General features: G+C 34.4%; 17 protein-coding genes. 11 read left to right on the top strand and 6 right to left on the bottom strand.

Annotated features, from left to right (window positions below):
* Positions 1 to 3: 3 nt before the first annotated feature.
* From ACEN2H_RS10825 to ACEN2H_RS10785, 9 genes are all read left to right on the top strand, one after another.
* Positions 4 to 2,403 carry a glycoside hydrolase family 31 protein gene (locus ACEN2H_RS10825; protein ID WP_441732359.1) on the top strand — a complete coding sequence of 800 codons (2,400 nt, stop codon included), beginning with the start codon at positions 4 to 6 and terminating at the stop codon, positions 2,401 to 2,403.
* Positions 2,404 to 2,494: 91 nt separating this feature from the next.
* A complete protein-coding gene (locus ACEN2H_RS10820; protein ID WP_441732358.1) occupies positions 2,495 to 3,313 on the top strand; it encodes a M48 family metallopeptidase in 819 nt (272 codons plus the stop codon).
* A 148-nt stretch (positions 3,314 to 3,461) separates the two neighbouring features.
* Entirely contained in the window at positions 3,462 to 4,766 is a 1,305-nt protein-coding gene (locus ACEN2H_RS10815) for an MFS transporter (protein ID WP_441732356.1), read from the top strand.
* Positions 4,767 to 5,130: 364 nt separating this feature from the next.
* Positions 5,131 to 7,581 (top strand): endopeptidase La, encoded by a 2,451-nt coding sequence (gene lon, locus ACEN2H_RS10810; RefSeq protein WP_441732355.1) that lies wholly within the window; start codon positions 5,131 to 5,133, stop codon positions 7,579 to 7,581.
* A 171-nt stretch (positions 7,582 to 7,752) separates the two neighbouring features.
* Positions 7,753 to 8,772, top strand: a complete 1,020-nt coding sequence (gene porQ / locus ACEN2H_RS10805; RefSeq protein ID WP_441732354.1) for a type IX secretion system protein PorQ — start codon at positions 7,753 to 7,755, stop codon at positions 8,770 to 8,772.
* Positions 8,773 to 8,988: 216 nt separating this feature from the next.
* Positions 8,989 to 9,681, top strand: a complete 693-nt coding sequence (gene cmk / locus ACEN2H_RS10800; protein ID WP_441732353.1) for a (d)CMP kinase — start codon at positions 8,989 to 8,991, stop codon at positions 9,679 to 9,681.
* 70 nt (positions 9,682 to 9,751) lie between these two features.
* Positions 9,752 to 11,131 carry a nucleoside permease gene (locus tag ACEN2H_RS10795; RefSeq protein ID WP_441732376.1) on the top strand — a complete coding sequence of 460 codons (1,380 nt, stop codon included), beginning with the start codon at positions 9,752 to 9,754 and terminating at the stop codon, positions 11,129 to 11,131.
* 401 nt (positions 11,132 to 11,532) lie between these two features.
* Positions 11,533 to 13,308 (top strand): 30S ribosomal protein S1, encoded by a 1,776-nt coding sequence (gene rpsA, locus ACEN2H_RS10790; RefSeq protein WP_441732352.1) that lies wholly within the window; start codon positions 11,533 to 11,535, stop codon positions 13,306 to 13,308.
* A gap of 344 nt (positions 13,309 to 13,652) precedes the next feature.
* Positions 13,653 to 14,207 carry a fasciclin domain-containing protein gene (locus ACEN2H_RS10785; RefSeq protein ID WP_441732351.1) on the top strand — a complete coding sequence of 185 codons (555 nt, stop codon included), beginning with the start codon at positions 13,653 to 13,655 and terminating at the stop codon, positions 14,205 to 14,207.
* A 121-nt stretch (positions 14,208 to 14,328) separates the two neighbouring features.
* On the opposite strand, the gene pheT is transcribed toward ACEN2H_RS10785, so the two are convergent.
* Positions 14,329 to 16,749 carry a phenylalanine--tRNA ligase subunit beta gene (gene pheT, locus ACEN2H_RS10780; RefSeq protein WP_441732350.1) on the bottom strand — a complete coding sequence of 807 codons (2,421 nt, stop codon included), beginning with the start codon at positions 16,747 to 16,749 and terminating at the stop codon, positions 14,329 to 14,331.
* Positions 16,750 to 17,014: 265 nt separating this feature from the next.
* Here pheT and ACEN2H_RS10775 point away from each other — a divergent pair, with 265 nt between their 5' ends.
* Together ACEN2H_RS10775 and ACEN2H_RS10770 are read left to right on the top strand one after the other, a co-directional pair.
* Positions 17,015 to 18,520 carry an aldehyde dehydrogenase family protein gene (locus ACEN2H_RS10775; protein WP_441732349.1) on the top strand — a complete coding sequence of 502 codons (1,506 nt, stop codon included), beginning with the start codon at positions 17,015 to 17,017 and terminating at the stop codon, positions 18,518 to 18,520.
* 77 nt (positions 18,521 to 18,597) lie between these two features.
* Positions 18,598 to 18,972 carry a DUF779 domain-containing protein gene (locus ACEN2H_RS10770; protein WP_441732348.1) on the top strand — a complete coding sequence of 125 codons (375 nt, stop codon included), beginning with the start codon at positions 18,598 to 18,600 and terminating at the stop codon, positions 18,970 to 18,972.
* Position 18,973: 1 nt separating this feature from the next.
* Here ACEN2H_RS10770 and ACEN2H_RS10765 read toward each other — a convergent pair whose 3' ends face one another.
* The 5 genes from ACEN2H_RS10765 to ACEN2H_RS10745 all read right to left on the bottom strand — a co-directional run bounded on the left by ACEN2H_RS10765 (position 18,974) and on the right by ACEN2H_RS10745 (position 24,300).
* Positions 18,974 to 19,891, bottom strand: coding sequence for an AraC family transcriptional regulator (locus ACEN2H_RS10765; protein WP_441732347.1), 918 nt, complete (start codon positions 19,889 to 19,891; stop codon positions 18,974 to 18,976).
* 221 nt (positions 19,892 to 20,112) lie between these two features.
* Entirely contained in the window at positions 20,113 to 21,834 is a 1,722-nt protein-coding gene (locus tag ACEN2H_RS10760; RefSeq protein ID WP_441732346.1) for a glycosidase, read from the bottom strand.
* Between the two features lie 479 nt (positions 21,835 to 22,313).
* A complete protein-coding gene (locus ACEN2H_RS10755; RefSeq protein WP_441732345.1) occupies positions 22,314 to 22,814 on the bottom strand; it encodes a GreA/GreB family elongation factor in 501 nt (166 codons plus the stop codon).
* Positions 22,815 to 23,050: 236 nt separating this feature from the next.
* Positions 23,051 to 23,602, bottom strand: a complete 552-nt coding sequence (locus ACEN2H_RS10750) for a ferritin (protein WP_441732344.1) — start codon at positions 23,600 to 23,602, stop codon at positions 23,051 to 23,053.
* 26 nt (positions 23,603 to 23,628) lie between these two features.
* Entirely contained in the window at positions 23,629 to 24,300 is a 672-nt protein-coding gene (locus ACEN2H_RS10745) for a flavodoxin reductase (RefSeq protein WP_441732343.1), read from the bottom strand.
* Between the last annotated feature and the right edge of the window lie 842 nt (positions 24,301 to 25,142).

The raw sequence follows: 25,142 nt of genomic DNA, 5'->3' as shown, positions 1-25,142 counted from the left end.
ACAATGATTACAAATACAGAATTAGAATTTAAAGGAGATTTATATCCATCAAAAATAGTTTCTTTTGAACATGATGCTGATTCGGTCTATTTTCATACTGGCAATAGCGTAATATTAAAAATAACCGTATTACGAGACAGCGTAATTCGTTTTCGTTATACCACAAAAGGATATTTCAGCAAAGATTTTTCATATGCGATAGATAAAAGTTATTCACAAGGATATAATTTTCTTGATGTAACCGAAGAGGATGAATTTTATAAAATACAAACCAGTAAAGTAAAATGTATAATTCAAAAAACAGATATGAGAGTGTCTGTTTTAGATTTGAATGACAATACCTTGCTCGAAGATGAATTGGGTTTCCATTGGGAAGAGAGTTATGAGTATGGCGGCAATATCGTAAAAATGAGTAAGGCTTCAAAGGATGGAGAATGTTTTTATGGCTTAGGCGATAAGGCAACTCAAATGAATTTGAAAGGAAAAAGACTAGAGAATTTCGCGACAGATCAATATGCTTTTCAAAAAGATCAAGAACCATTATATAAAGTAGTTCCTTTCTACATAGGATTGCAGAACAAACAGGCGTATGGAATCTTCTTCGACAATACGTTTAGAACTTTTTTTGATTTTTGTCATGAAAGAAGAAATGTAACTAGTTTTTGGTCAGAAGGAGGAGAGATGAATTATTATTTCATCTATGGACCCCAGATGGAAGATGTTGTCACAAGTTATACTGACTTGACTGGTAAACCAGAATTACCACCTTTATGGGCTTTGGGATACCATCAATGTAAATGGAGCTATTATCCGGAAAGTAATGTGAAGGAAGTAGCCGCAAAATTCAGGGAATTAAAGATTCCTTGTGATGCGATATATTTGGATATCGATTACATGGAGGGTTTTAGATGTTTTACTTGGAACAAAGAATATTTTCCAAATCCAAAACGAATGGTAGCAGAATTAGCCGAAGATGGCTTTAAAACAGTTGTTATCATCGATCCAGGCATAAAAATAGACAAAGAATATTCAGTATATAAAGAGGCTTTAGAAAAAGATTATTTTTGCAAAAGAGCCGACGGTCCTTATATGAAAGGAAAAGTATGGCCTGGAGAATGCAATTTCCCTGATTATACTAATCCCGAAGTGAGAGAATGGTGGGCTGGATTGTTTAAAGAATTAATTTTGGATATTGGCGTAAAAGGAGTTTGGAATGATATGAATGAGCCTGCGGTAATGGAAGTTCCTAACAAAACTTTCCCAATGGATGTGCGTCATGACTATGACGGGAATCCATGCAGTCATAGAAAAGCTCATAATATTTACGGTACTCAGATGGCTAGAGCAACCTATCATGGTGTAAAGCGTTATGCATATCCCAAGAGGCCTTTCATAATAACAAGATCTGCCTATGCAGGAGCACAACGTTATTCGTCGTCTTGGACAGGCGATAATGTTGCGACTTGGGAGCATTTATGGATTGCAAATATTCAGGTACAAAGGATGTCTATTTCAGGAATGGGATTCACTGGTTCTGATATTGGTGGATTTGCCGAGCAGCCGTCAGGAGAGCTCTATACGCGTTGGATTCAATTGGGTGTTTTTCATCCTTTTTGTAGGACGCACTCCTCTGGAGACCATGGGGAACAAGAACCTTGGGCATTTGATGAAGAAGTGATCGATATCACAAGAAAATTTGTTAACCTGCGTTACCAATTATTGCCTTATTTATATACGATGTTTTGGCAATATATTGAAGCTGGGGTGCCCATGCTCAAACCTTTAGTTTATTATGACCAAGAAGACACTCAAACACATTACCGAAATGATGAATTTGTTTTTGGAAATCAAATATTAGTATGTCCTATTTTAGAACCTAACGCTACTGGAAGGAGAATGTATATTCCTCGCGGTGAATGGTATAATTATTGGACAAATAATTTAGTGACAGGTGGCAAAGAAATATGGGTGGACACAAAATATGATGAAATCCCCGTATTCGTGAAGGCAGGTTCAGTTATTCCAAAGTACCCAGTTCAACAATATGTAGGCGAATTAGAGTTTGATGAATTGACGTTAGATTTTTATTATAAAGAAGGGAAAGAGAAGTCAGTAGTATATGAAGATGCGCAAGATGGTTATGACTACAAAAAAGGGAGGTATAGTTTTCTATCCTTTCAAGTAACAGGAAAGGAAACGGAACTTAATATTCAATTGCACAAAGAAGGTAAATACGATACTCCATATTCTAAGTATAAAATCAACCTGATTGGACTACCTTTCAAGGTTACAAGTATCGAAATTGACAATGAAAAGGTAGCTATCGATGTTGAAGCTCTAGAGAGGAATAACTATCTCGTTGTAGAGAAGGAATTTAATGTTTTGCACATTACAGGAGAATAGTAAAACAAAAAAACAATAAACTTTTAGATTTAATTTTATAAATTTAACTTTGTAGTAATTGTAATTTTGCTAATCTTATAAATTTATAATAATGAAAAAACAGTCGATACTTATAGTAGTTTGCACGATAGGGTTATTACTTTCCTGTGCGACGAATCCAATTACCGGAAAAAAAACATTGAATTTTGTATCCAATAGCGAACTTTTTCCTTCGTCTTTTCAACAGTACGGTACCTTTTTAAAAGAAAACAAAGTTATTTCAGGTACTGCTTATGCCAATAGTGTTGAAAAAGTGGGGGAGAAAATTAAAGTGGCTGCTGAAAAATATTTAGCCTCTTTAGGTCAAACGGAATATTTAAAAGATTACCGTTGGGAATATAAATTAGTAGAAAGCAAAGATGTTAATGCTTGGTGCATGCCAGGAGGGAAAATTGTCGTTTATTCGGGTATTTTACCTATAACCAAAGACGAAGCTGGTTTGGCAACAGTTATTGGTCATGAAGTTTCTCATGCTTTAGCTAATCACGGTGCACAACGAATGAGTGCAGCCCAAGTTCAAAGTATCGGTGCTGTTGGTGTTTCTCTTGCTACTGGTGGTAAAAGCGAAGAAAAACAACAAATGTGGCAACAATATTACGGTTTAGGTTCACAGGTGGGAGTGATGTTACCATTTAGTAGAAGTCATGAAAGTGAAGCTGATAAAATCGGATTAACTTTAATGGCAATAGCGGGGTACAATCCAGAACAAGCAATAGACTTTTGGACCAGAATGGCTGCTAATTCTAGTGGTCAAGGACAGCCCGAATTCCTTAGCACCCATCCTTCTGATGCAACTAGGATAGCCAATTTGAAAGCAATGGTACCAGAAGCGAAAGCTACTGCGGCAAAATTTGGAATAGTCTATAAATAACAAATAATTATTAAACTTTCATAAAAAAGTAAAGCCAGTTCATTTGAATTGGCTTTACTTTTTTAAATTTTGTTTGAGCTTTCAATATTTCCAATATTTATTGTGTTTGTTTCATAAAAATAAATAAATTCGTAAAAAAATACTAGATATGACAGCGTTGCAAAAAGGAGATAAGAAATTAATAAATGCCTGGGCTTTTTATGATTGGGCTAACTCTGTTTATAGTTTAGTTATTGCGACAGCTGTCTTTCCCATTTATTATGAAACTGTGACAAGTGGTAATAATGATATTGTTCATTTTTTAGGGAGTGAGTTTAATAACTCCTCACTACTGTCGTATTCTTTGTCATTTTCTTTCTTGATTGTGGCTTTACTGTCGCCCATTTTATCTGGAATTGCCGATTACAGTGGTAACAAGAAGCGTTTTATGCAGTTTTTTTGTTATTTAGGATCGCTCTCGGTAATGAGCTTGTACTTTTTTACGGGTCAAGATACTTTGTGGATTGGAATTTTAGGCACTGTTCTAGCTAGTATCGGTTTTTGGGGGAGTATCGTTTTTTATAATTCGTATTTGCCTGAAATTGCCCATCCTGAACAGCATGATAGAGTGAGTGCAAAAGGCTTCATGTTTGGTTATACAGGCTCTCTAATATTATTGGTTTTCAATTTGACCATGGTCATGATGCCAGAATGGTTTGGAATAACAGATAGCTCTTTACCGGCTAGGATTTCATTCTTATCAGTTGGGATCTGGTGGATTGGTTTTGCGCAAGTTACTTTTTACTATTTACCTAATAATGTGTTTCATAAGAAAGCTGAAAAGGATTTTATTTTTAATGGCTTAAGAGAACTTAAAGTAGTTGTAAAAAGTATAAATAAACAAACGGACCTTAAGCAATTTCTAACCGCTTTCTTTCTTTACAGCATCGGTGTTCAAACAGTGATATTACTGGCTGGGATTTTTGGAAAAAAAGAGCTGGGAATAGGAACAAGTAAATTGATTATAATAATTTTATTAATAAACGTAGTCGCTATTTTTGGAGCTTTTTTGTTTTCCAGGATTTCAGAAAAGATCGGAAACATAAAAACACTCAAATTAACTATTGTAATTTGGTGTCTTATTTGTTTTGCTGCTTATCTATTAGACGCTAAAAACGAATACATTGACATCCATTTTTATGCTCTTGGAGGTACGATAGGAATGGTTTTAGGTGCTATACAATCTTTGTCGCGATCTACTTATTCAAAACTATTACCGGAGACAGAGGACCATGCAACTTATTTTAGTTTCTTTGATGTAACAGAGAAAATCGCGATAGTTGTTGGGACCTTTATTTTTGGTTTTGTTGCATCCATTACTAACTCTATGCGAGATTCGTTTTTCATCTTAGCCATATTCTTTTTATTAGGGTATATTGTTCTTAGTTTTATGAAGGAGAGCAAAAAAGTATAAATGGATTTTGATTTGGACTTACATAAAAAAAACTAGTCGTAATATAGATAGAAGCGCTTGCAGGGACTAATCTTGCAAATCAGATAATACATTAGTCAATTTGATAAAAAGCTCCAAAACAACTTTCATTTATTTTTATTGCTATTTAAATAATACTCTTTAGTTTCTTTTTTTTATTAAGGCTGTTTTTTCTATTTTTAGTGATATATTAATTAATAGATTTGTTTTGGCATAAAGATTGACTCTTTTATGGACTTAGTGAATAACTAGGGATATTATAATTATGTTGATACTAAAAGTGTCGAAACCCCGTGTTTATTCATAAATTTAAATTTTTTAATGACAAAAAGACTCATATATAATTATGTCAAATCATAAAATAGTTACAATAGACAATCTGTCACTTCAGGAATATGATACAGAAGCTGAATTAATACCATTATTGACTCCTGAGGATGAGGAAGAGATGATTAACGAGGAATTACCGGACTCACTGCCAATTTTGCCTTTACGCAACATGGTTTTGTTTCCAGGTGTCGTAATTCCCATTACGGCAGGCCGTGATAAATCGATTAAACTAATCAATGACGCAAATGCGGCAGGGAAAACGATAGGCGTGGTTACCCAAAAAAATGAACAAGATGAAGATCCGACTACGGACGACATTCATAAAATAGGTACCGTTGCCAGAATATTAAGGGTTTTAAAAATGCCTGATGGGAACACGACTGTTATTCTTCAAGGGAAAAAGCGTTTTGAAATTGAATCTGTAGTTTCAGAAGATCCTTATATTACCGCAAGCATCAAGGAGTTTGAAGAGAGCAGACCTGAAAGTAAAGACACTGAGTTTTTGGCTATTCTTGAGTCTGTAAAGGAATTAGCGATACAAATAATAAAAGAGAGTCCGAACATTCCGAGCGAGGCAACATTTGCTATTAAGAATATTGAAAGCCAATCTTTCTTGATTAATTTTGTTACTTCTAACATGAATTTGTCTGTTAAAGAAAAACAGGATCTGCTGGCAATTAGTGATTTAAAAAACAGAGCGTTAGAAACGCTACGTTACATGAATATCGAGTTACAGAAACTCGAATTAAAAAACGATATTCAATCTAAAGTTCGTTTTGACTTAGATCAACAACAAAGAGAATATTTTCTTCAACAACAAATGAAAACGATTCAAGAGGAATTGGGTGGTTCTTCACAAGAAGAAGAGATGGACGAAATGCTGCTTAAATCCAAGTCTAAGAAATGGGATGAAAAAACCAAAAAACATTTCGAAAAAGAATTGTCAAAAATGCGTCGGATGAATCCGCAAGCTCCGGATTTTGGAATTCAAAGGAATTACTTAGAGCTGTTTTTAGAATTGCCTTGGAATGAATATTCAAAAGACAATTTCGACTTAAAGCGCGCGCAAAAAATACTGGATCGAGATCATTTCGGATTAGAAGATGTTAAGAAGAGAATGATCGAGCATTTGGCAGTTTTGAAATTACGAAATGACATGAAATCGCCTATCATTTGTTTGACAGGGCCTCCGGGAGTAGGAAAAACTTCTATAGGAAAGTCTGTTGCTGAAGCGTTAGGAAGGGAGTATGTCCGCATTTCTCTTGGTGGTTTACGCGATGAGGCAGAAATAAGAGGGCATAGAAAAACCTATATTGGTGCGATGCCCGGAAGAATCATGCAAAGTTTAAAAAAAGCAGGTACATCAAATCCAGTTTTTGTATTGGATGAAATCGATAAATTATCGATAAGTAGTCAAGGTGATCCTTCCTCGGCGTTATTGGAAGTATTGGATCCAGAACAAAACAATTCATTTTACGATAATTTTCTAGAGATGGGATATGATTTGTCTAAAGTCATGTTTATAGCTACTTCCAACACAATGTCTTCTATTCAACCTGCATTGAGAGACCGTATGGAGGTTATAAAAATGTCAGGTTATACTATTGAAGAAAAAGTAGAGATTGCTCGTCAACATTTGTTACCCAGACAATTAAAAGAACACGGTTTAACAGCTAAGGATTTAACCATAGGTAAGAAACAACTTGAAAAAATTGTTGAAGGATATACTCGTGAATCTGGTGTTCGTGGTTTAGAAGCTAAAATTGCGCAAGTAATACGTAATGCAGCCAAGTCTGTCGCAATGGAAGAGGAGTACAATAAAAAAGTGACCGATGCAGATATAGTTAAGATACTTGGTGTGCCTAGATTGGAAAGAGATAAATATGAAAGCAATGATGTGGCAGGCGTTGTCACTGGATTAGCTTGGACTAGTGTAGGCGGGGATATTCTTTTTATAGAATCTTTAATCTCTCCTGGAAAAGGGAATATGACCATCACGGGTAACTTAGGGACCGTAATGAAAGAATCGGCTACAATAGCATTAGAATATATTAAAGCAAACACGCAACTACTGGGGTTGGATCCAGATATGATATCGAAATATAATATCCACTTGCACGTTCCTGAAGGAGCAACGCCAAAAGATGGGCCTAGTGCCGGTATAGCGATGTTGACTTCTCTGGTATCTGTATTCACCCAAAAAAGAGTGAAGAAAAACATGGCCATGACTGGTGAAATTACATTAAGAGGCAAGGTGTTGCCTGTAGGTGGAATAAAGGAAAAAATATTGGCCGCAAAACGTGCAAATATTAAAGAGATTATTCTCTGTCATGAAAATAAAAGCGATATCGACGAAATAAAACCTGAATATATAGAAGGTCTAACATTTCATTACGTTAAAGAAATGAATGACGTTTTGAAAATTGCTATTACCGATCAAAAAGTTAAAAATTCCAAAATATTGTAAGTAATCTTCGTGGTTTCTAAATGTAAATTCCAAAATCTAATCTTAAGATAATTAAGTGATGGTTTTGGAATTTTATTTATGTGGTATTTGAAGATATATAATGAGTATTTTTGGTATTATAATTTTATCTTCGCATTTGAGTTCTATTTTACGAAAACAGAGACAAAAAGCATGTCCAAAAAACTCTTACTATTCTTGTTGCTATTTATTTGTACTGTGTCTTACGGTCAAATAGGAGGAAAGTATACTTATCAGTTTTTGAATTTGGTTACCTCGCCCAGGCAGGCAGCTCTTGGGGGAAAAACTATAACTATTTATGATGATGATGTGAATCAAGTTAATTTTAATCCTGCAACCATAAATTTAGAAATGCACAACCATTTGGCGTTAAATTACGGAAATTATTTTAATGAGGTCACATACGGGACTGCTTCATATGCTTATACCTATGATCGTCATTTGCAAACGTTTCAGGCTGGGGTTAATTATGTAAATTATGGTAAGCTTGAAGGCTATGACGAAAACGGTCAGTTTACAAGTGATTTTTCCGGAAGTGAAATAGCGATTTCCGTAGGCTATGCTTACAACATCCCATATACAACAATTCATTTAGGAGTAAACGCCAAATTGATTTCTTCTGCACTTGAAAGTTACTCTTCATTTGGTGGCGCAATAGATCTTGGCGCCATTTTTATTGATGAAAGGAATGATGTTAATTGGGGCTTGGTAATACGAAATATTGGTACTCAATTTACCACCTATTCCGGAGAAAACGAAAAATTACCAATGGAAATTCTTTTCGGGGTTTCACAGGAATTAGAGCATGTCCCCATTCGGTGGCATCTTACTTTAGAAAATCTACAACAATGGAATATTGCTTTTTCTAATCCAGAAAGGGCTGAATCATCAATTGATGGAAATACAACTGAAGAAAAGGTTTCGCTTATAAATAATGCAGTGCGTCATGTTATTTTCGGAGTGGAGTTGTTTCCTAAAAAATCATTTAATATTCGGTTGGGATATAATTTTAGAAAAGCAGAGGAATTACGTATTCTAGAACAGCGTAATTTTTCGGGAGTTTCACTAGGGTTTGGGTTAAAAATGAATAAACTGAAATTTAATTATTCTTATTCACGTTATACTTTAGCAGGCAACACGAGTCTGTTTGGGTTAACAATCAATCTCCAATAGCGAGTCGTGAAGGAAAGACGGTCTTTTTTGGGCTGCTGATAGTTTGACTTTTAACGATTAATGAGCATTATTTTGAAAATAGCTAACCAAAGTATACGACACCTAGTAGAAGAGCATTTTGAGTATTTACTTCTGAAAACGGCATTAAGTAAAATAAGTTTGCTAAAAAAGAATTAGATATTATAGAATTAGTTTAGTAACATTAAAATTATAAAATTGAAAAAAATTACTATCGCCATTGATGGATTTTCATCGACAGGGAAAAGTACCTTGGCAAAACAACTCGCTAATCATTTAGGATATGTTTATGTTGATACAGGTGCCATGTATCGTGCCATTACATTATTTGCAATGCAGAAAGAATACATAGGAAGCGATTTTTTTGATAAAGAAAAATTAATAAGTAGCCTGTCATCGATACAATTGCAGTTTAAGTTCAATCCGGATTTGGGTTTTGCCGAAATGTTTCTGAACAATGTTAATGTAGAAAAGGAAATCAGAACTATTGAAGTATCCAGTTTCGTGAGCAAAGTGGCCGAAATATCTGAAGTGCGTACCAAATTAGTGGAGCAACAAAAAGAAATGGGAAAGAACAAAGGAATTGTTATGGATGGCAGAGATATTGGGACTGTTGTTTTTCCAGAAGCAGAATTAAAAATATTCATGACTGCAAGCGCAACTACTAGAGCAAAAAGGCGTTATGACGAACTCGTGCAAAAAGGAGATAATGTAAGCTTTGAGGAAGTTTTGAAAAACGTGGAAGAACGTGACTATATTGATACTCATAGAGATAACTCTCCGCTGATAAGAGCAGAGGATGCAATAGAAATTGATAATTCAGATCTTAGCCGAGAAGAGCAATTTAATATTGTTTTGGGATTAGCAAATAAGATTACAGATATAAACTAAATGTTTGCATATCTCAATTTAAGTACTAGATTTACGACTTGTTATTCTGTAAAAACAAATGATTTATAAGATGGGAATTAAAAATAGATTGACGATCATGAGTTTTCTTCAATTCTTTGTTTGGGGAGCGTGGTTGATTACAATTGCAAATTACTGGTTTGGTACGATGCAGTGGGACGGAACGCAGTTTGGCCTTGTTTTTGGGACGATGGGAATCGCTTCTTTATTTATGCCAACATTAACTGGGATTATTGCTGATAGATGGATTAATGCTGAAAAGCTATATGGAGCGTTACATATTTTATATGGAGTAGTTTTATTCTTTATCCCGCAAGTCGTAACACCTGAAACATTTATTTATGTAATGCTTTTGGCAATGTGTTTTTATATGCCAACGATTGCTTTGAGTAACTCGATTTCTTTTACCGCCCTCAAATTAAATAATAAAGATTTAATTAAAGATTTTCCACCAATACGAGTTTGGGGAACAATAGGTTTTATCGCTGCGATGTGGATTACTAACTTAACGGGCAATAAGGCAACAGCAAATCAATTTTATATCGCCGGTTTGTCTGCACTTCTTCTTGGACTTTATGCGTTTACTTTACCAAAATGTAAGCCAGAGCGATTGTCTAAAGAGAATGCCACATTAATGGAAACATTAGGATTAGAATCCTTTAAGTTCTTTGCAGACTATAAAATGGCTTTATTTTTTATTTTCTCTATGTTTTTGGGAGGTGCATTGCAATTGACGAACGCATACGGAGATGTATTCTTGGATGAATTTAAACATTTTCCAAAATATGCTGATTCCTTTGTGGTTGAATATTCAACTATTATAATGTCAATTTCTCAAATTTCAGAGACCTTATTTATTCTTGCTATTCCTTTTTTTCTAAAACGTTTTGGTATAAAGCAAGTAATGTTGATTAGTATGTTAGCGTGGGTACTGCGTTTTGGATTATTTGCTTATGGAAATCCAACAGATGGTTTATGGATGATCATTATGTCTTGTGTGGTTTATGGAATGGCATTTGATTTCTTTAATATTTCAGGATCTTTGTTTGTTGAAACCAATACAGAACCAAAAAACCGTTCGTCAGCACAAGGGTTATTCATGATGATGACTAATGGTTTTGGAGCAGTTTTAGGAAGCTTTACTTCAGGATGGGCTATTGATAAATATTTTACAAAGTCATTTAATAGTGCGAATGATTTGGCTGGTTTTCTTGAAACAGAAACAACGAACCCTAAGATGTTGGAGTTCATTAAAAATCAAGGGAGTTTAATTTCCACTGACGGCCTACTGAGTAAAGAAATTTTCATGAAGGACTGGCATACGATTTGGTTGGCCTTTGCGATTTACGCTTTGATAATCGCCATCGCTTTTGCTATTTTGTTCAAACATAAACACAATCCGGAGGTAGTTGCTGCTGCCGTAAGTCATTAACCTTGTGATAATGTAACTACAGACCTGATACCCATCAAAAAGTATCAGGTCTTTATATTTGTTTTGGCTATGAATTATGCCGAGAATCACGATTGAGGCCATCTAGCCCCGATTGACCAAATATCCTTGAAGTGCTATGGAGAGATAAAGGCGAAAGCGGGTGTGATGCTTGCAAAAATATATATAATTAGTCGATATTGACAATCAGCAACTTACGGTTTACGGGTCGTTTATTTTCAAACTAAAATAAACTTGAAAATTAGAGATAGATGTATTACCTTTGCAGTCCTTTAGGTGAATAAGAGTTTCCTCTAGGGTTAAATTAATTATACAAACAACTTCTGTTGTTTTCTATCACTTCATGAAACTCGAGAAAATACAGAATACAAATTTTTATCAGCATGTCTGAACAAGTAAAATCACAAGAAGAGTTTTTAGCAAATTTTAACTGGCACAACTTTGAAGAAGGTATCGATCCAGTTGATCAAAAAAACTTAAAAGAATTCGAAGAATTAGTTTCAAAAACATTTATTTCTACTGATCAAGAAGAAGTAGTAGACGGAACAGTTGTAAGAATTACAGATAGAGACGTTATCGTTGATATCAACGCAAAATCTGAAGGTGTTATTTCACTGAACGAATTCCGTTACAACCCAAATTTAAAAGTAGGTGATACTGTTGAAGTATTAATCGACATCCGTGAAGACAAAACTGGACAACTAGTTTTATCTCACAGAAAAGCACGTACTATCAAATCATGGGATAGAGTTATTTCGGCTAACGAAACAGGAGAAATCGTTAATGGTTTTGTAAAATGCAGAACTAAAGGTGGTATGATCGTAGATGTTTTCGGAATTGAAGCGTTTTTACCAGGATCTCAAATTGACGTTAAGCCAATTAGAGATTACGATATATACGTAAACAAAACAATGGAATTCAAAGTTGTGAAAATCAACCATGAATTTAAAAACGTTGTTGTATCTCACAAAGCGCTTATTGAAGCGGATATTGAAATACAGAAAAAAGAAATCATCGGTCAATTGCAAAAAGGACAAGTATTAGAAGGTGTTGTTAAAAACATTACTTCTTATGGTGTCTTTATTGACTTAGGTGGAGTTGATGGATTAATTCACATTACTGACCTTTCTTGGAGTCGTATTAACCACCCAAGTGAAGTTCTTGAATTAGACCAAAAACTAAACGTTGTAATCCTTGATTTCGATGATGAGAAAACAAGAATTCAATTAGGATTGAAACAATTAAACGCTCACCCTTGGGATGCTCTTGATGCTAAATTAGCAATTGGAGACAAAGTAAAAGGTAAAGTAGTTGTAATCGCCGATTACGGTGCTTTCATCGAAGTTGCTGAAGGTGTTGAAGGTTTAATCCACGTTTCTGAAATGTCATGGTCTACTCATTTACGTTCTGCTCAAGATTTCGTAAAAGTAGGTGATATTGTTGAAGCTCAAATTTTAACATTAGACAGAGATGACCGTAAAATGTCATTAGGTATCAAACAATTGTCTCAAGACCCTTGGACTGATATTACTTCTAAATATCCTGTAGGTTCTAAACATTCAGGTATCGTTAGAAACTTTACAAACTTTGGTATTTTCGTAGAACTTGAAGAAGGTATCGACGGATTGATTTATATCTCAGACCTTTCTTGGACTAAGAAAATCAAACACCCATCAGAATTTGTTAATGTTGGAGAGAAATTGGATGTAGTTGTATTAGAATTAGATGTTGAAGGACGTAAATTATCTTTAGGTCACAAACAAACTACTCCTAATCCTTGGGATAAATATGAGGAGTCTTTCGCTGTGGGAACTGTACACAACGGTGAGATTTCTGAAATAGTTGACAAAGGAGCTACTGTAGAATTCGGAGAAGATATCGTTGCTTTCATTCCTACTCGTCACCTTGAAAAAGAAGATGGTAAGAAATTGAAAAAAGGAGAATCTGCTGATTTCAAAGTAATCGAATTTAACAAAGAATTCAAAAGAGTTGTTGCCTCTCACACTGCTATCTTCCGTGAAGAAGAAGAGAAAAATGTGAAAGCTGCTACTTCTAATAATTCTTCTTCATCTGCAAACGCAGCTGCCTCTACTTTAGGGGATAGTAATGATATGCTTGCAGCATTGAAAGCTAAAATGGAAAAGGGAGAGAAAAAATAATTCTCAATCTTTCTTATAATAGTAAAGCCCCACAGTAATGTGGGGCTTTTTTTGTTTAGTATTAGATTACTTTTCCAATAAGACTTGAGATAAGCAAAATTTTTAGACCGTTCTTCGCTCCCGCGAGTAGGGTTCTTAAAATTCATTTTGCGTAATTTTTATGTCGTCCTACTGATTGTTCGGAATAGTTGTCAATAGATTGACTGGCCTTCAGTCAAAATTAGCGGTGCGTTTTGCTTTTAGAACATTGATAATTAATTTATTTTAAAAATAATTCTACTTTTTTAAATCCAGATCTGCTTTCTTAGCGTAAATGCTTTAATATAACTTAAATAAATAGATTTATGAAAACTAGAAAATTTTTATCGTTAGCATTATTCGCATTAGTATTTGGTGCAACATCATTCGCTCAAAAAACAGTTATGGTTGGTGGAGCTGCTATGTATCCCGCTAAAAATATTATTGAAAATGCGGTTAATTCTAAAGACCACACAACATTAGTGGCAGCGGTAAAAGCAGCTGATTTGGTTGAAACTCTTCAAGGAAATGGGCCATTCACTGTTTTTGCTCCAACAAATGCTGCATTTGAAAAATTACCAATGGGAACTGTAGAAACATTGTTAAAACCTGAGAATAAAAAAATGTTACAAACTATTCTTACTTACCATGTAATTGCAGGTAAAATGAACTCTAATGATATTGCAAAAGCAATAAAAATGGGGAATGGTAAGGCTATGCTGAAAACAGTAAGTGGGGGAACATTGACCGCTTCGATGAAAGGTAAAAAACTATATATCACGGATGAAAAAGGAGGCATGTCACAAGTAACTATTGCTGACGTTAATCAGTCAAACGGTGTAATTCATGTGATTGATTCGGTTTTATTGCCAAAATCATAATATTAATAAAAGGTTGATTTTGGTCAATTGAGAAGTCCTGTATTTATTACGGGACTTTTTTTATTAAAAAACCCCAATTCTAATTTTAGAATTGGGGTTTTCATTTTTTAGTATGCTGCAATTATCTTAAAATCGCTCCAAGTTCAGTTTCAAAACTCTTTTGTAATTTACCCATAATTTTGTCAATTTGGGTATCAGTCAATGTTTTAGAGGAATCCTGAATAATAAAACTTACGGCATACGATTTTTTACCTTCTGGAAGATTGTCGCCTTGATACACGTCAAATAGATTGACGCTTTTTAGCAGGCTTTTTTCTGTTTGTCTCGCAATTGTATAAATAGTATCATACGTTACATTTTGATCGATTAACAGAGCTAAATCTCTACGTACTTCAGGATATTTAGGAATGTCAGTAAATTTTATTTTGCCCGAGATCGCTTTTATGATAACGTCCCAGTTAAAATCGGCGTAAAATACTTCTTGTTTGATTCCAAAATGTTTTAATATTGATTTCTTAACCACGCCAAACTCTACCAATGCGTTATGACCGGTTCCTATTGCAATCCCCTCTGAAAACACGTCGGATGTTACAGGGCTATTTTGTGTTTTTTGTATGCCAAATCTAGCTAGAACGGCATCTACATAACCTTTAAACAGAAAGAAATCAGATGGTTTTTGACTCGTGGTCCAGCTTTCTTTGTTCCTATTTCCTGAAACTAATAAAGTCAAATGTTTGTGTTCTTCAAATCCAGAAAGAAACTTATGGTATGATTTTCCAAATTCGAATAATTTTAAATCAGCATTTTTTCGATTTATATTATAGGATATCGCTTCTAGTCCTGAAAACAGTAGAGATTGTCTCATAGTCGCTAAATCATTACTCAAAGGATTTAACATCGTAACGTTATGTTCTTCCTTTAGAGCGTCGGAGAGCTTTACATATGTTGCAGTTGTCAATGAGTTTGCCATCATTTCGTGAAAACCTTGTGAGTTCAATTGTGTGGCAACTATGTTTTGCAGTTTATAATCTTCGTTTCTGGGAGAATTTGAAATTGTAGCATTCAGTTTTTTTGAAAAGTTGATGTTGTTATAGCCGTAAACCCTTAAGATTTCTTCAATAACATCAATTTCTCTCTGCACGTCAACACGGTAGGAGGGAATAGTTAATCCCAGTCCATATTCTGAAACGCTATTTACTTTTATTTCTAATGAAACTAAAATCTGCTTAATGGTGTCTTTCGGAATTTCCTGACCGATAATTTTTGCAGCATTCGCAAAATTTAAAAACACTGAAAAATCTTCTATTTTCTTTTGGTAAATGTCGCTCACATCTGATGTGATTTCACCACCAGCAACTTCTTGAATTAATAGAGCAGCGCGTTTTAGCGCATATGCAGTTATTGTTGGGTCAATTCCTCTTTCAAAACGGAAAGAAGCATCTGTATTTAATTGGTGTCTTTTTGCTGTTTTTCTTATGCTGACAGGATTAAAATAAGCACTTTCTAAGAATATGGAAGTGGTATGTTCTGACACTCCTGAATTTTTACCTCCAAAAACTCCAGCGATACATAAGGGCCCTTTTTCATCGCAAATCATTAAGTCTTCTTCATGCAACGTGCGCTCAACATCATCCAAAGTAGTGAATTTTGTATCCGATTCTAATGTTTTTACAATGATTTTTCCGTTTATTTTTGAAGCGTCAAAAGCATGTAAAGGCTGTCCTAAATCATGTAAAACATAATTGGTAACATCAACAATATTATTCTTCGGATTCAAGCCAATTGCTTTTAATCGGTCTTGGAGCCATTTTGGTGACGGTTTAACGGTTATACCTGAAATGGTTACGCCACAATATCTGGGTGCCAATTGTGGCTCCGCTATAATGGTGTCAATTTTAAGTGTCCTCATGTCAATTCTAAAATTGCTCACTGAAGGAGTAATGAATTCTACATTGACGCCGTTTCTTATCAAACCTGCTCTCAAATCACGAGCTGTCCCTAAATGACTCATTGCATCGGCACGGTTTGGAGTTAACCCAATTTCGAATATCTCATCATTCTCAATTTTAAAAACTTCTGCAGCAGCTGTACCGGTAGTCAATGAAGCGTCAAGGACCATGATGCCATCATGACCGTCCCCAAGACCTAGTTCGTCTTCGGCACAAATCATTCCGTGACTTTCTTGTCCTCGGATTTTTCCTTTTTTAATGGTAAAAGCAACACCTTCTTTATCATATAGTACCGTTCCAATTGTAGCAACGGGTACTTTTTGCCCAGCATCAACATTGGTGGCACCACATACAATTTGTATAGTGGTTCCATTGCCTATGTCTACCGTCGTTAATTTCAGTCTATCGGCATCGGGATGAGGAATACAAGTAAGAACATGGCCCACTACGATACCCTCTAATCCACCTTTTACGGATTGGTATTTTTCGACTACCTCTACTTCTAAACCTAAATCTGTAAGTAAAGCTGCCGTTTTTTCTGAATCCCAGTCTATTTTAATGAATTGTTTTAACCAATTGTATGATATTTTCATCTGTAATTTTTAATAAGATTGCAAATATAAGGATTGCAGTTTGTAGTAAGAAACAATTTTTTTGGTTTTTTAGGACATTGTCTTGCAAGTTGATTAACTTAGTAAAGATAGTATTTGTTAAAAAATTTAAACAAAAATTTATGAATAACATAAAAATATCTTTTTAAATAAATTGATATGAAAAATTTATGCTATTAGTTGAACGAATAATGCTATAGCTATCGTTTTGTTAAGGCTATATTTGAGAAAATTAAAACTTGAGAAGATGAGCAACATAGCACAAAGACCTGAATTTAAGGCAACGTATGATAATTATATAGGCGGAAAATTTGTATCACCAATCGGGGGTCAATATTTTGATGTAGTTTCACCTATTGACGGAAAAGTATTCACTAGAGCGGCACATTCAACTAAAGCGGATTTGGATCTGGCTGTGGATAAGGCACATGAAGCATTTCAAAGTTGGGGAAAAACCTCTGTTACTGAACGTAGTAATCTATTAAATAAGATTGCACAGGTTATGGAAGATAATTTGGAGTATATTGCCGCGGTCGAAACTGTCGATAATGGTAAAGCAATCCGTGAAACCTTAGCTGCAGATATTCCTTTAGCAATAGATCATTTTAGATACTTTGCTGGGGTGATACGAGCTGAAGAAAGTTCGATTGCGGAATTGGATTCGCAAACGGTTTCGATAGCGCTAAGCGAACCTTTGGGAGTTATAGCACAAATTATACCTTGGAACTTTCCTATACTAATGGCAGTTTGGAAACTGGCACCCGCACTTGCGGCAGGAAACACAGTAGTTTTAAAACCTGCGGAAAGTACACCAATTTCAATTCTCGTTTTGATGGAATTGATAGGAGATATACTGCCTCCGGGAGTTATAAATATTGTTAATGGTTTTGGAGCTGAGCTTGGAAGAGCTTTGGTAACAAACAAAAAAGTGTCAAAAGCTGCTTTTACAGGTTCTACAACAACAGGACGTTTAGTAATGCAATATGCCACTGAAAATATCATCCCAGTTACTCTTGAATTAGGGGGTAAATCACCAAATATTTTCATGAAGTCCGTAGGAGACGCTGATGACGATTTCTTTGATAAAGCCATAGAGGGAGCGGTAATGTTTGCTTTAAATCAAGGTGAGATCTGTACCTGTCCTTCAAGACTTTTAGTTCATGAGGATATTTATGATAAATTTATTGCAAGAGTAATTGAAAGAACGGGAGCAATAAAGATGGGACATCCGTTAGACAAAACTACTATGATGGGGGCGCAGGCCTCATTGGTACAAAAAGAAAAAATATTATCTTATATAAAACTAGGTAAGGAAGAAGGTGCCGAGTTATTAATAGGTGGTGATGTAAAAAAACTTGGAGGTGAACTAGATGGTGGATATTACATTCAACCAACACTTTTTAAAGGGAATAATAAAATGAGAATTTTTCAGGAAGAAATTTTTGGACCAGTTTTAGCAGTTACTACTTTCAAAACTACCGAGGAAGCCATTGCTATTGCAAATGACACTATGTATGGACTGGGTGCAGGGCTTTGGACACGTGACGCACATGAAATTTATCAGGTTCCAAGAGCGATTCAGGCAGGTCGTGTATGGATTAATCAATACCATTCTTATCCTGCAGGTGCTCCTTTTGGTGGTTATAAACAATCAGGGATAGGACGTGAAAACCATAAAATGATGCTTGGACATTATCGTCAAACGAAAAATATGCTAATTTCGTACGACAAAAAGAAATTAGGTTTCTTTTAGTAGAAAATTGATTATTGATTAATAGTAGACCTGACAGATTGTATAATTTGTCAGGTTTTATTTTAAATTAAAAAAAAATGACAAAAAGAATTGATGCTACAGAAAAAGCAACAGAATTGATTAAAATATTGCAGGAAAAACATGGAGATTTAATGTTCTATCAGGCAGGAGGATGTTGTGAGGGGTCGCAGCCCCAGTGCTTTGAAAAAGGAGGGTTTTATCAGAGGATGGGAGATGTTTGCATTGGATCGATTGAAGAAACCGAATTCTGGGTCGACAAAGATTTGTTTGAGTACTGGAAGCATGCCCATTTTACTTTGAAAGTGATTGACGCATTTGGAGTAGGCGGATTTTCACTGGAAACACCTTTGAAGAAAACTTTCCAAATTGAATACCGGATTTTTACCCCAGAGGAAGAACGCAATCTAGAGGCCGTAAAATACATTGAATAAACTAGTTTACGTACAATAACTGGTACTGCTTTGGTGTTATTCCTTCGTGCTTTTTAAACAAGCGGATGAAGTAATTGCTGTCTTCGAAACCAGATAAGTGGCATACTTCGTTAATTTGTATGCTTGGGTTTTTTAGTAGTTTTTTGGCACAACGTATCTTTTCTTTGATGACAAATTCAATCGGACTCATTCCTAATTCTCTTTTAAAAAAGCGATAAAAAGAGGTGGTACTCATACAGCTTATGTCACTTAAATTTTTGAGACTTATGTTTTCTCTTAAATTTAAGCGGATGTAATCAAGTACCTGCGTTATTGGTGAATTGGGATCAGCATGTAAACCATCATCAATAGATTTTGCTGTTTGTGTCTGAACAATCCGAATCAACAACTCCTGCAAAGTCAAATCAGCTAGGACATCCTTAGTAACGGATGTACTCATACATTCTTTGATTAGCTTATTGATAGTGTTAGCCAGTTCGATATTATTGTAGAAATAGTAATTCTGATAATTCAAATGCCAAAATTGCTTGTTACCCTCTTTCGGGTATCGTTCATTTAGGAAATCTAAAGTATGTGTTATTTTTTGCTGGTCAATTGCAAGGGCCAGACATTGCGTCGGGTTATTTTTTGTGGCTTCGGGAAAGTCGATTTTCATTTCTACATTTGAAGGAATGACAACTGTTTCTCCAGGTAAATATTCAAAGCCTGGCTCATCAAAAAGATGCATTACCTTTTTACCTCTCAGCATACTGGTCACTACTAAATCGTTAAATTTCAAAGGAACCAGCTCGGAAGCTTTATAGGTTTCAAATAGATTCAGCTCACAATGGTTTAAATTGTAAACGGTTCTGTTTTCGACTAAAGTTTTCAGCGATTTTTCATTCGATAAACGTGGTGGATCTATGTAGTTGCGATTCATAATTGTAGTTTATAAAAAGGAAAGATAAACTTAATGAAAATAAACATATTAATAACCTGCATTTTTGTTAAAAACAATATAATCTAGTTTGTTAGCATTAGTTTTATAAAACTTCAATCCGCATTTTGCTTTACGAGGAAATTAGCAACTATTAGTTCTATCCAGTTTTCAAAATAAGCTGAGCTTCTTTTTGTAAGTTAGGAGTTTTGTCTTTTAAAGATTTAGAATTGGAAACTTTTTTCTTCTCCTGATTCTGAATATTTAATCGAAAATTCAAGTGTTTTAAGATTGGCTACTAAGTGTGCATATTCTTTTTCATTTGACCAAAGGATATTAATTTCCTCTTCAATAGTTTCGTCAAAAGCAACAGTTCCAAGAAATGCATTTGAGGTATTTCTTAACCTGATGATGTCTAATTGTTTCGTAACTACTTCTTTTTTCAGCCCTTCTTCAATATTTTTTAAGCTTAAGGTGGTTCTGTTAATTTCTTTGTGTCCATCTTTTCCTGCTTTAAGAACGGCATCATAATCATTTGCTCCAGCAAAAATATCTAAATACCAAATTTGAGGAATACCTGGCATAAACATTTGGATGGCTCTGGCCAATAGTAGTTTCTGCTCGTTTTCTCCTAATGCACTAAAATAAGTGGCATTCACTTGATAATAGGATATTTTTTTACCGTCTGCCCCATAAAGGTTTTTTACTTGACCGCCACGTTCAATGATAAGATCCATCATTTCTAAAATTTCCTCATCTTGCAATAGCCCTTTTTGGTAAACTCCATTTACCTCTTTGCCTTTTAGGTCCAAAATGGGTATGCCATCGTGACAACCGAGCATATTAACCGTTTTGAATCCTTTGGCAATAATTTCTTTTGCCCAAGTCATCAGTGCTTTATTCGTCGCTTTTTCGATAGCATGAATGGTTAAACCCGGTAGGAAAAAATCATAAATCGAATAGCCTTCATTAGCAACTTCATCATGCAAGTGCAATCCAAATTCTGCGTGAATTTCAGGAAGCAACACTAAATTATTTTTTTTAGCAATCTGATTAATTTTTTCTAAATAATCCCAAGTGCCTGGCTTGTTGAAAAAGTTCGTTTCGCCTACTTCTTTATGTAAATAGGCAAAGGCATCTAATCTCAAAATTTGGCCACCATAACTAGCAACTTTAGCCAAGACTTCTTCGTAGAATTCCCATACTAGTGGTGATTTTGCATTTACATCCATTTGACCTAAATAGGTTCGATTACTATTGACGATCTTTAGAATTTCCTCTTTAAATTCAGATTGATTTCCAAAATCCAATGTTTGTAAATCTTGATTTTCATCAATAGCGGTGTTTACTTTTCCACAAATCAGTAAAGTATTCTCTGGACTCAAATTTTGGATTGATTGTAAATCAATTATTGAGATTTTGTGGTAGGTGATTTTTTGGTAAAATGTATTCCAATACGGTCTTTCTGTGCCATCAGGAAATAGTACTTTTAAAATAGGAAGTCCTGATTTTCGCATAAAAAGCTTATCCAAAAATTCCTTTTTAGGAACAATTATACCCTCCTCATTCAGATTTCCATTTCCTTTCCAGAATTCATTCCAATTGATAAAAAAATCTTTGAATTTTGATTGTTCCCCGTTTTTAATTATGTCTTTAAATTGGGGTGAAGCAACAGATAAATGATTTAAGACTATGTCAAATTTCAACATAATATTCAATTCTTTTAAAGCTACTAAATCTTCTTTTGAAACTAACTCTTCGTTAATGGCATAATTTATAATCGAAAAACCTCTGTCCAAGTCGCTATTAAAAAAGGTGGGTAAAACATAAAATTGGGAAAATGTATTTTCGAACTGAGGCATTTTTAGCATGCTTACAATATCACTCAAATTAGTCCCAATACTATCCGGATAGGCATTTAACATGACTCCGTTACTACTATTCATTGTCTTTTTTTTACTATGATTTACTGTGGTCATTTCTTTTTATTAATAATTATTGAATTGGAATAGTATAATAATTTTTTTTCTGTTCGATCAGTAGTTTATCAATCTGTTGAGCAGGCTAATAATAAAATAACGTTTTAAATTATTTATAACGTTGTCAAATATACTAAAGAATTTAAAAATAATTCAAAGCAGAACTAATGTAAATCACATAAAAATTGTTTTTTTTTGTGCACTACGAATTATCTTACTGTCTTCAATAGTCTTGGTTAGTGAAATTTTCAGGAAGAATTTTTGTCTTTGTAAACCGATCTATTTCGTTTTGAATGTCACTCGGGAGTGCTTTTTTATTTGTAATATATCAAGTAAAAATATAGCTAGTAAGATGTTTTTGACGATGCTGCACTTTGTGGTCTGAGGATTGACATTAAGTTGCTCGTAAATTTGATGCATGCTAGTCCTTTTGTTTTTTTTAATTGTCAATATGTGATTTCCATAATTTCAAAAATTCTATCTTCATTTGCTAATTTTAATACTGCTTTGTCTCCCACTTTCTTGTTTGTCAATATTCTAGCGATAGGGGAAATAAAGGATATTTTTCCTTTGGCAATGTTAGCTTCATCAACACCTACAATTTGATAGCATTGCAGTTTTGTGTCTTCACCAATTTTAAGAGTTATTAATGTTCCAAACCGAACTTCATTTTGCGGTTGCTTACTTAAATCAATTATTTGTGCAGTAACAATTCGTTCGTTCAACAATTGCAATTTTGCGCTTATATAATTTGATGCGATTCTACTTTCCTTTTCATTGGTGCTATCTAGATGCTCTCTTTCATCAATAAGCTGCTGTTTTTCGTCCAGAAGTTCATCCATTCCGACTTGTGTAACGTAATTAGTTACATTTGCGGGTAAGTCGGCTCTGGGTGCGACAATAGGAATTTCTTCCTGATCTTCTTCTCTAACAAATCCTCTACTCATAGTTTGTCTCATTTTAATGACAAATTTCCCTCTTATTCATTCTTTTTTAATCACTTTTAAAAATCTGTAAAAACTTTCTGTTTATGTGCTTTTTGTTTCTTTGATACAACAGAGGCTTTCCGGTTGTTGTTTCTAGCGGAAATTGTCATAACCCTTACCCCAGCTTTATGACGACTCGGGTTACAACCAAAAACAAATTTTATTTTTCGTTGAATTCTTAGCTATTTATCAACAATTTAGGGGTTTATTGTTGTTACATCCCTAGCGGCTGTTACATCACCAGATATTTTTTCCATATCTCTGTCAAATGAATATAAAATATCACTGCTTATTTTTTCACCACCTGCAATTTTTATTTTATCTAATAAATTCATTACTAGTGTTTCTTCTTCTATTTGTTCTTTAACAAACCATTGCATAAAATTCCATGTTGCCCAGTCTTCTTCATCACTGCTCATCTTTACCACTTTGTAAACACCTTTTGTATTTTCGACTTCATGCTCAAAGATTTTTTCGAAACAGTTGTTCAAACTTGAGGGATTCTCTGGAGGGGCAGGAATAGCCGTAACCTCTACCTGTCCACCTCTTTTTAAAATATACTCTAATATTTTCATCATGTGGTTTCGTTCTTCTTGTGCATGCTTGAAAAGAAAATTAGCTATACCTCCGAACCCCTCTCGGTCAGCCCAAGCTGCATAAGACAAATATGTTTGTGAAGCATGTGCTTCTTTTGTCATTTGTGCGTTCAGTGCCGCCGTGATATTTTCTGAAAGTCTGTTTGTATTCATTTTATTTTTTATTTAGTAATGTTGTTTTAAAAGGCTTCTTTGATAATTGATTTTTTATCTACATGTAAATCGACTAATTGTTTTTCGATTGCTTCCATCATTGACGGAGGCCCGCAGAGGTAAAATAATTTATTCAATCCGCCACTGTTTGCTTGAATGAAATCTTTGGTAATTCGCCCGTTTTCATAACCTTGCAACTCTTCATCAGATAATATGTTGATGAAATTATCGCCTAGTAATTTTTTAAATTCATCTTCGAGTATGATGTCCTCCTTTTTTTTATTTGCAAAGAGAAGTTTGTTATTTCCTATTTCTTTTCTCGACTCAAGAGATCTAAAAATAGAGATAAATGGAGTAACTCCAGCGCCTCCTGCTATAAATACGCCTTCGCCTTTATAGCTGATTGCGCCAAATACGTCATGTAAAATTAATTCATCGTTTATTTTTAAATTGAGTAATTCGTCTGTCATACCATTATGCGATGGATACGTTTTAATGGTAAATTCAAGATAGTTGTCCTCAGGCAGAGAACAGAAAGTGTAAGGATTTTTCTTATCCTCCCAGCCATTTTTGTTTATGGAAATGTCTGTGGCTTGGCCCGGATTGAAGGCGTAATTTTCAGGTTTTTCAGTGACAATTTTTAATACATCATGAGTTACCTTGTCTATTGATTGTATTTTTACGATATGTTGTTGCATCTTATTTTAATTTTTAGGTTAAATCAATTGTAACATTTTTTTCTATTGTTCTCCTATGCTTTTAATTTCTCCTGAAGCAAGTCGGTTTTGTAACAAATCATGAAGTGCATCTTTCTGCATTTGTTTACGAGGGAAAATTATAATACAGTTCTAATATTAAAAAAAGAAATATTAAATAAATAAACACCCGTATCTGAAGCATTCTTCTTAATAATAACCATCAGGGAAATTAGATAGTTTTTAAATTTGTGTTATGAATTACGTCTCATAGCATTACGAAGGTAGGATGTTTTTGTAAAAAAAAATGTTACATTATTGTTAATGTTTATTACAATATCCACATATTTAACATAGATTTTTGCCCAGAGGACCGTGATTATGCTGTCATGTTATTTTAACAATCTCTATAGTTGCAGTCGCTTTGACAGGATGAGACTCGGCTAAAATTTAACTGCAGGGTAAATGTTTTTACTGAAAGCACAAAATTACCTTTGTATTAAGTCGAATACTAAAGTTTAGCAAATCCATTGTTAAGCCTCCGTGATTACTCAATGCTGAATTAATTTGCTATAGATTTCTCAACTAAATGCATGAACTCGACCAACCGACTATCATCTCTCTGTCCTGCAACTGCGACTACAATATCAATCCAGCAATATCTATAAACGATTTCTTATCCATGGCAACGGCAATTAGAAGAAGCGCCTTGGTGTCCATGATTTTTTCTTTAAGTATTAAATCTAATGGTTTTCTCCAAACATGAAGTGAAGAATAGGCGAGTAGGTTATCTTATACACCGTCATATTCAAAATACTTCTGCTGGTTCATTAAGTTTCCAGTTT

Source organism: Flavobacterium sp. W22_SRS_FP1, from assembly GCF_052113685.1.
Taxonomy (GTDB): Bacteria; Bacteroidota; Bacteroidia; order Flavobacteriales; family Flavobacteriaceae; genus Flavobacterium.
The sequence above is the reverse complement of the archived record's forward strand: the minus strand, read 5'-3'. Positions and strand labels throughout refer to the sequence as shown.

Coding starts and splice junctions, on each gene's coding strand:
- ACEN2H_RS10795 (WP_441732376.1), top strand. CDS start 9,752: ATGGGAATTAAAAATAGATTGACGATCATGAGTTTTCTTCAATTCTTT.
- lon (WP_441732355.1), top strand. CDS start 5,131: ATGTCAAATCATAAAATAGTTACAATAGACAATCTGTCACTTCAGGAA.
- pheT (WP_441732350.1), bottom strand. CDS start 16,749: ATGAAAATATCATACAATTGGTTAAAACAATTCATTAAAATAGACTGG.
- ACEN2H_RS10775 (WP_441732349.1), top strand. CDS start 17,015: ATGAGCAACATAGCACAAAGACCTGAATTTAAGGCAACGTATGATAAT.
- ACEN2H_RS10750 (WP_441732344.1), bottom strand. CDS start 23,602: ATGAATACAAACAGACTTTCAGAAAATATCACGGCGGCACTGAACGCA.
- porQ (WP_441732354.1), top strand. CDS start 7,753: ATGTCCAAAAAACTCTTACTATTCTTGTTGCTATTTATTTGTACTGTG.
- ACEN2H_RS10825 (WP_441732359.1), top strand. CDS start 4: ATGATTACAAATACAGAATTAGAATTTAAAGGAGATTTATATCCATCA.
- ACEN2H_RS10765 (WP_441732347.1), bottom strand. CDS start 19,891: ATGAATCGCAACTACATAGATCCACCACGTTTATCGAATGAAAAATCG.
- ACEN2H_RS10785 (WP_441732351.1), top strand. CDS start 13,653: ATGAAAACTAGAAAATTTTTATCGTTAGCATTATTCGCATTAGTATTT.
- ACEN2H_RS10770 (WP_441732348.1), top strand. CDS start 18,598: ATGACAAAAAGAATTGATGCTACAGAAAAAGCAACAGAATTGATTAAA.
- rpsA (WP_441732352.1), top strand. CDS start 11,533: ATGTCTGAACAAGTAAAATCACAAGAAGAGTTTTTAGCAAATTTTAAC.
- ACEN2H_RS10755 (WP_441732345.1), bottom strand. CDS start 22,814: ATGAGTAGAGGATTTGTTAGAGAAGAAGATCAGGAAGAAATTCCTATT.
- ACEN2H_RS10815 (WP_441732356.1), top strand. CDS start 3,462: ATGACAGCGTTGCAAAAAGGAGATAAGAAATTAATAAATGCCTGGGCT.
- ACEN2H_RS10760 (WP_441732346.1), bottom strand. CDS start 21,834: ATGAATAGTAGTAACGGAGTCATGTTAAATGCCTATCCGGATAGTATT.
- ACEN2H_RS10745 (WP_441732343.1), bottom strand. CDS start 24,300: ATGCAACAACATATCGTAAAAATACAATCAATAGACAAGGTAACTCAT.
- ACEN2H_RS10820 (WP_441732358.1), top strand. CDS start 2,495: ATGAAAAAACAGTCGATACTTATAGTAGTTTGCACGATAGGGTTATTA.